This window comes from Rhizobium sp. BR 317, assembly GCF_047445835.1.
Lineage (GTDB): Bacteria > Pseudomonadota > Alphaproteobacteria > Rhizobiales > Rhizobiaceae > Rhizobium > Rhizobium paranaense.
Genome location: NZ_JARWLB010000031.1, coordinates 40,384 through 46,982, shown reverse-complemented (window position 1 = coordinate 46,982; position 6,599 = coordinate 40,384). Strand labels below are relative to the sequence as shown.

Genomic DNA, 6,599 nt, shown 5'->3' with positions numbered 1-6,599 from the left:
GCCGAGGAGACGCTGCGCACCGCGCTTGCCATGGGGGCCGATCGCGCCATCCTGGTCGAGACCGACGATCAGGTCGAGCCGCTGGCTGTCGCAAAGATCCTGAAGGGTGTGGCCGATGCCGAACAGCCGGGCCTGATCATCGTCGGCAAGCAGGCGATCGATGATGACTCGAACCAGACCGGCCAGATGCTGGCAGCATTGCTGGGTTCGGCACAGGCGACCTTTGCCTCGAAGATCGAGATCGGCGACGGCAAGGCGCCAGAGGGTACAGCAAGGGTGACCCGCGAGGTCGACGGCGGCCTGCAGACGATCGAGGTCAAGCTTCCAGCCGTGGTCACATCAGACCTTCGCTTGAACGAGCCGCGTTATGCCTCGCTGCCGAACATCATGAAGGCGAAGAAGAAGCCGCTCGACAAGAAGRSMCCGGCCGACTTCGGTGTSTCGACSRMGCCGCGGCTGAAGGTGCTGAAGACCGAGGAGCCGTCCGGCCGCAAGGCCGGCGTCAAGGTCAAGTCGGTCGCCGAGCTGGTCGAGAAGCTGAAGACCGAAGCCGGCGTGCTCTAAAGGATAGGAAAGGGAGAACTTCACCATGGCCATTCTTCTTCTGGCTGACCACGACAATCAAAGCCTTTCCGACCAGACCGCCAAGGCGCTGACGGCAGCAAGCCAGATCGGCGGCGATATCCATATTCTCGTCGCCGGCAAGGCCGCCAAGGCGGCGGCCGAGCAGGCGGCCAAACTTGCCGGCGTCTCCAAGGTGTTGCTCGCGGAAAGCGACGAGCTTGCCAACAATCTCGCCGAGCCGCTTGCCGATCTCATCGTGTCGCTGGCGGCAAGCTACGACACCATCATCACGGCCGCCACCTCGGTCGGCAAGAACGTTATGCCGCGGGTTGCAGCCCTGCTCGACGTCGCCCAGGTCTCGGAAATCATCGAAGTCGTGTCCTCCGATACCTTCAAGCGGCCGATCTATGCCGGCAATGCCATCCAGACGGTGCAGGCAAGCGACGCCAAGAAGGTCATCACTGTACGCACCGCCTCCTTCGCCTCGGCAGCCGAAGGTGGCTCGGCCACCGTCGAGGCGATCGCGGCGGTCGCCAATCCCGGTCTGTCGACCTTCGTTGCCGACGCACTGTCGACCTCGGATCGTCCGGAACTGACGTCTGCAAAGATCATCATCTCCGGTGGCCGCGCCCTCGGCTCGGCGGAAAAGTTCAAGGAAGTCATCCTGCCGGTTGCCGACAAGCTTGGTGCGGCGGTTGGCGCCTCGCGCGCGGCCGTCGATGCCGGTTATGCGCCGAACGACTGGCAGGTCGGCCAGACCGGCAAGGTGGTGGCGCCGCAGCTCTATATCGCCTGCGGCATTTCCGGCGCCATCCAGCATCTTGCCGGCATGAAGGACAGTAAAGTCATCGTCGCCATCAACAAGGACGAAGAGGCGCCGATCTTCCAGATCGCCGACTACGGCCTTGTCGCCGATCTGTTCGAGGCACTGCCCGAACTCGAAAAGGCGCTGTGATATCGGAATGACCGACGCCGGCGATCTGCGTGAACGCGAAGTCGAAATTTGACGTGGTGATCGTCGGCGACCGGCCCGCTTAGGGGCCGGTCTGTCCGAAATATGTGAACCACCTAACACTATGAGGGAAGGAAGCAAATCCATGGACGTACGCGCCGCCGTCGCCGTTGCCGCCGGTAAACCGCTGGAAGTCATKACCGTTCAGCTCGAAGGCCCAAGGGCCGGCGAAGTGCTGGTCGAGGTCAAGGCAACCGGCATCTGCCATACCGACGATTTCACGCTCTCAGGCGCCGATCCGGAAGGCCTGTTTCCGGCGATCCTCGGCCATGAAGGTGCCGGCATCGTCGTCGACGTCGGACCGGGTGTCACCTCGGTGAAGAAGGGCGATCACGTCATTCCGCTTTATACGCCCGAATGCCGCGAATGCCCSTCSTGCCTSWSSCGCAAGACCAATCTCTGCACCGCGATCCGCTCCACCCAGGGCCAGGGTCTGATGCCGGACGGCACCTCGCGTTTCTCGATCGGCAAGGACAAGATCCATCACTATATGGGCTGCTCGACCTTCGCCAATTATACGGTGCTGCCGGAGATTGCCGTTGCCAAGGTCAACCCGGACGCCCCCTTCGACAAGATCTGCTACATCGGCTGCGGTGTCACCACCGGCATCGGTGCGGTCATCAACACCGCCAAGGTGGAGATCGGCGCAACCGCCATCGTCTTCGGTCTCGGCGGCATTGGCCTTAACGTCATCCAGGGCCTGAAGCTTGCCGGTGCCGACATGATCGTCGGCGTCGATCTCAACAATGACAAGAAGGCCTGGGGCGAACGTTTCGGCATGACACATTTCGTCAATCCGAAGGAGGTCGGCGACGACATCGTTCCTTATCTCGTCAACATGACGAAGCGTGGTGCCGACCAGATCGGCGGCGCCGACTACACCTTCGACTGCACCGGCAACACCAAGGTGATGCGCCAGGCGCTGGAGGCAAGCCATCGCGGCTGGGGCAAGTCGGTGGTCATCGGCGTTGCCGGTGCCGGCCAGGAGATTTCGACGCGTCCGTTCCAGCTCGTCACTGGCCGTAGCTGGATGGGCACGGCCTTCGGTGGCGCCCGTGGCCGCACCGATGTGCCGAAGATCGTCGACTGGTACATGGAAGGCAAGATCCAGATCGATCCGATGATCACCCACACCATGCCGCTCGAAGACATCAACAAGGGTTTTGAGCTCATGCATTCCGGCGAGAGTGTCAGAGGTGTTGTCGTCTATTGACGATCAGCAACTTTCTAAGAGGGGAATTACATGATCATTGGATCACCACGAGAACGGCTTGAGGGGGAAGCACGCGTCGCGATGACGCCGGACAGCGCCACCCAGCTTCAGAAACTCGGATATCAATGTGCCATCGAAACCGGCGCCGGCAAACTTGCCGGCTTCTCCGACGACGCCTATCGCGCAGCCGGCGTCAGGATCGTCGACAGCGTTGAAGCGCTTTTTGCAAGCGTAGACGTCATCGCCAAGGTGCGCCCGCCGGAGCCAAGCGAAATAGCAAGGCTTTCGAGCAACAAGACGCTGATCTCCTTCTTCTATCCTGCGCAGAATAAGGAGCTTCTTGAGCAAGCGAAGGCGACCGGCGCAAACGTGATTGCCATGGACATGGTGCCGCGCATTTCGCGCGCCCAGAAGATGGACGCGCTGTCCTCCATGGCCAACATCGCAGGCTATCGCGCCGTGATCGAAGCCKGCAATAATTTCGGCCGCTTCTTCACCGGCCAGGTGACCGCAGCCGGCAAGATCCCGCCGGCCAAGGTTCTGGTCATAGGCGCTGGCGTCGCCGGTCTTGCCGCCGTCGGCACCAGCATTTCGCTCGGGGCCATCACCTACGCATTCGACGTTCGCCCGGAAGTGGCCGAGCAGATCGAATCGATGGGTGCGGAATTCGTCTTCCTCGACTTCAAGGAACAGCAGCAGGACGGCGCGACAACGGGTGGCTATGCATCCCCATCGAGCCCGGAATTCCGCGAAGCGCAACTGAGGAAGTTCCGCGAGATCGCACCGGACATCGACATTGTCGTCACCACTGCGCTAATCCCAGGCCGCGACGCGCCGAAGCTCTGGCTCGCCGACATGGTCGCTGCGATGAACCCGGGCTCCGTGGTGGTCGACCTTGCGGCCGAACGCGGCGGGAATTGCGACCTGACCATTCCGGATCAGAAGATCGTTTCTGAGAACGGCGTCACCGTCATCGGCTACACCGATTTCCCAAGCCGCATGGCCGCGCAGGCCTCGACCCTCTATTCGACGAATATCCGTCACATGATGACGGACCTGACCCCGAAGAAGGATGGCGTTCTCGTCCATAACATGGAAGACGATGTTATTCGCGGGGCCACTGTGGCCTTTGAAGGCGAGATCACCTATCCGCCGCCGCCGCCAAAGATCCAGGCAATTGCAGCCCAGAAACGACAAGAAAAGGCCAAGGAGCTGACGCCGGAAGAACGCCGTGCCGCTGAGGCTTCCGCCTTCAAGTCGGCGACGCGCCAGCAGGTCGGCCTGCTCGTCGTCGGCGGCCTTCTCATGGCACTTATCGGCGCCTATGCGCCGTCGGCCTTCATGGGCCATTTCATCGTCTTTGCGCTTGCCTGCTTCGTCGGCTTCCAGGTCATTTGGGGCGTCAGTCATTCGTTGCATACGCCGCTCATGGCCGTGACCAACGCGATTTCCGGGATCATCATCATCGGTGCGCTGCTGCAGATCACAGCGGGCGGCTGGCTGGTGACAGCCCTTGCCGCCGTTTCGGTGGCGATCGCCACCATCAATATCGTCGGCGGCTTCATGGTCACCCGGCGCATGTTGAACATGTTCCAAAAGTCGTGACGCCGGCCGGGGATCAGAATCATGTCTATCGGTATCCAGACCGCGGCCTACATCGCCGCATCCGTTCTCTTCATCCTTTCGCTCGGTGGCCTTTCCGGTCAGGAAAGCGCCAAGCGCGCCGTATGGTACGGCATCGTCGGCATGGCATTAGCCATACTCGCGACCATCCTCGGGCCAGGCGTCGGGCTTTCCGTCGTCCTGATCATCATGCTCGTCGTTGGTGCTGTCGTCGGCACATTACTAGCGCAGCGCGTCGAAATGACCGGCATGCCGCAGCTCGTGGCAGCGCTACACTCCTTCGTGGGCCTTGCTGCCGTGCTGATCGGCCTCAACTCCGACATGACGGCGCATGAGTTCGCCACCAATGCGGAAAAGATCATCCATGAAGCGGAAATCTTCCTAGGCGTCTTCATCGGTGCGGTGACCTTCACCGGCTCGATCATCGCCTATGGCAAGCTTTCCGGCCACATCGGCGGCAAGGCACTCATCCTGTCCGGTCGGCACATGTTCAACATCATGATGGTGCTCGTGTCGCTGACGCTGATGATCGTGTACATGAATGGCGCGGGTTCATGGTCGCTCTACCTGATGACGCTGATTGCCTTTGTTATCGGCGCTCATCTTGTMATGGCCATCGGCGGTGCCGATATGCCGGTGGTCGTTTCGATGCTCAACTCCTATTCCGGCTGGGCGGCGGCGGCGACGGGCTTCCTCCTCGGCAACGACCTTTTGATCGTAACCGGAGCGCTCGTCGGCTCGTCGGGCGCGATTCTGTCCTACATCATGTGCAAGGCAATGAACCGCCAGTTCCTGTCGGTCATTCTCGGCGGCTTCGGCAATGCCTCGGGGCCGGCAATGGAAGTCGTGGGCGAGCAGGTTGCCATCGATGCCGAAGGCGTTGCCGCGGCGCTCAACGACGCCGACTCGGTCATCATCGTTCCAGGTTACGGCATGGCGGTCGCGCAGGCTCAAAGTGCGGTTTCGGAACTCACCCGCAAGCTGCGCGCAGCCGGCAAGAACGTGCGCTTTGCGATCCATCCGGTTGCAGGCCGCCTGCCTGGCCACATGAACGTTCTGCTCGCGGAAGCCAAGGTGCCCTACGACATCGTGTTGGAGATGGACGAGATCAACGACGATTTCCACGAGACCGATGTCGTCATCGTCATCGGCTCGAATGACATCGTCAATCCGGCCGCCCAGGAAGATCCGAACTCACCGATCGCGGGCATGCCCGTGCTCGAGGTCTGGAAGGCCAAGCAGGTTTTCGTCTCCAAGCGCGGCCAGGGTACCGGCTATTCCGGGATCGAGAACCCACTGTTCTACAAGGAAAACACCCGCATGTACTACGGCGACGCCAAAGAGTCGGTCAACGGCCTGCTTCCGAGGCTGGCCTAAGTTCGATGATGAGTGCCGCCACCAACTGAAGAAATGTTCTCAAAGAAACGCGTTCCTCGGCAGCCATAAGACCTTCACCGGCAGGCTGCCTTTGCGCGTTCTGGATAGTTCATTCGGTCGCCCGACCACATCAGCGCGCGATAGGTTGTGGAGACGGACCCGTCCACATCCGGCTAAGGCCGCTCGAACGGTTTGTGTCAGATAGCGAGATCGCCTGCAAACTAGAAGGTGACCTGTGTTATCGAATAAATGAGCGGAATGACGCAACGCCCCATGGCTAGGAGTGCCATGGGCGCGGACGGAGTCTTATTGATGCGTTCTTCAGCCCGAAATTCAGCCATGAAATATCTGACTGCCGGAAGTCGCTCGACTGTCGTTCGGAGCATCCATTTCGAGTGCGACTAAACGGTGATTTTGGCTCGCCGCTCAGCGTATGATCCTCGAGATCCGCCCCTGATGCGAGACGATCTGCTGCTATTCTTCGGGGGCAATGCGAACGACGATTCCACTGAGAGTCTCGTCAAAGGGGATCTGACAGGAAAGCCGCGAGTTCTCTTGGCGGTAGTCGGAGCCCTCCAGCAACTCGCTCTCGTCGATCGAGGGCGCTGCCAGGCTTGCGGTCTCTGGCAATTCCTCGACGTAGAGGTGGCAGGTAGCACAGGAAAGACACCCGCCACACATTGCAAGCAGCTCATCAAAGCCCGCGTTTCGGATATTCTCCATCAGCGAAGCGCCCACTCTTCCCTCGAAACTGTGCAGCTCTCCGTCCCGCGTACGCACTGAAATCATAGACATTTTTTCCTCCACTTT

The 6,599-nt window shown here is 60.7% G+C and carries 6 protein-coding genes; 5 read left to right on the top strand and 1 reads right to left on the bottom strand.

Going from position 1 to position 6,599, the window contains the following annotated elements; all coding sequences use genetic code 11:
* The 5 genes from QD357_RS29640 to pntB form a co-directional block, all read left to right on the top strand.
* On the top strand, positions 1–564 hold a 564-nt coding region (locus QD357_RS29640; RefSeq protein ID WP_414125670.1), incomplete at its 5' end, for an electron transfer flavoprotein subunit beta/FixA family protein.
* Between the two features lie 25 nt (positions 565–589).
* The gene (locus tag QD357_RS29635; RefSeq protein WP_414125669.1) at positions 590–1,519 is read left to right on the top strand and encodes an electron transfer flavoprotein subunit alpha/FixB family protein; all 930 of its coding nucleotides are present in this window, start codon (positions 590–592) and stop codon (positions 1,517–1,519) included.
* Positions 1,520–1,661: 142 nt separating this feature from the next.
* Positions 1,662–2,789 carry an S-(hydroxymethyl)glutathione dehydrogenase/class III alcohol dehydrogenase gene (locus tag QD357_RS29630; RefSeq protein ID WP_414125668.1) on the top strand — a complete coding sequence of 376 codons (1,128 nt, stop codon included), beginning with the start codon at positions 1,662–1,664 and terminating at the stop codon, positions 2,787–2,789.
* A gap of 30 nt (positions 2,790–2,819) precedes the next feature.
* Positions 2,820–4,394, top strand: coding sequence for a Re/Si-specific NAD(P)(+) transhydrogenase subunit alpha (locus tag QD357_RS29625; protein WP_414125667.1), 1,575 nt, complete (start codon positions 2,820–2,822; stop codon positions 4,392–4,394).
* A 21-nt stretch (positions 4,395–4,415) separates the two neighbouring features.
* Positions 4,416–5,789, top strand: a complete 1,374-nt coding sequence (gene pntB / locus QD357_RS29620; RefSeq protein WP_183940984.1) for a Re/Si-specific NAD(P)(+) transhydrogenase subunit beta — start codon at positions 4,416–4,418, stop codon at positions 5,787–5,789.
* Between the two features lie 474 nt (positions 5,790–6,263).
* Here the strand turns inward: pntB and QD357_RS29615 are convergent, their stop codons facing one another.
* Positions 6,264–6,584 (bottom strand): 2Fe-2S iron-sulfur cluster-binding protein, encoded by a 321-nt coding sequence (locus QD357_RS29615; RefSeq protein ID WP_112400461.1) that lies wholly within the window; start codon positions 6,582–6,584, stop codon positions 6,264–6,266.
* Between the last annotated feature and the right edge of the window lie 15 nt (positions 6,585–6,599).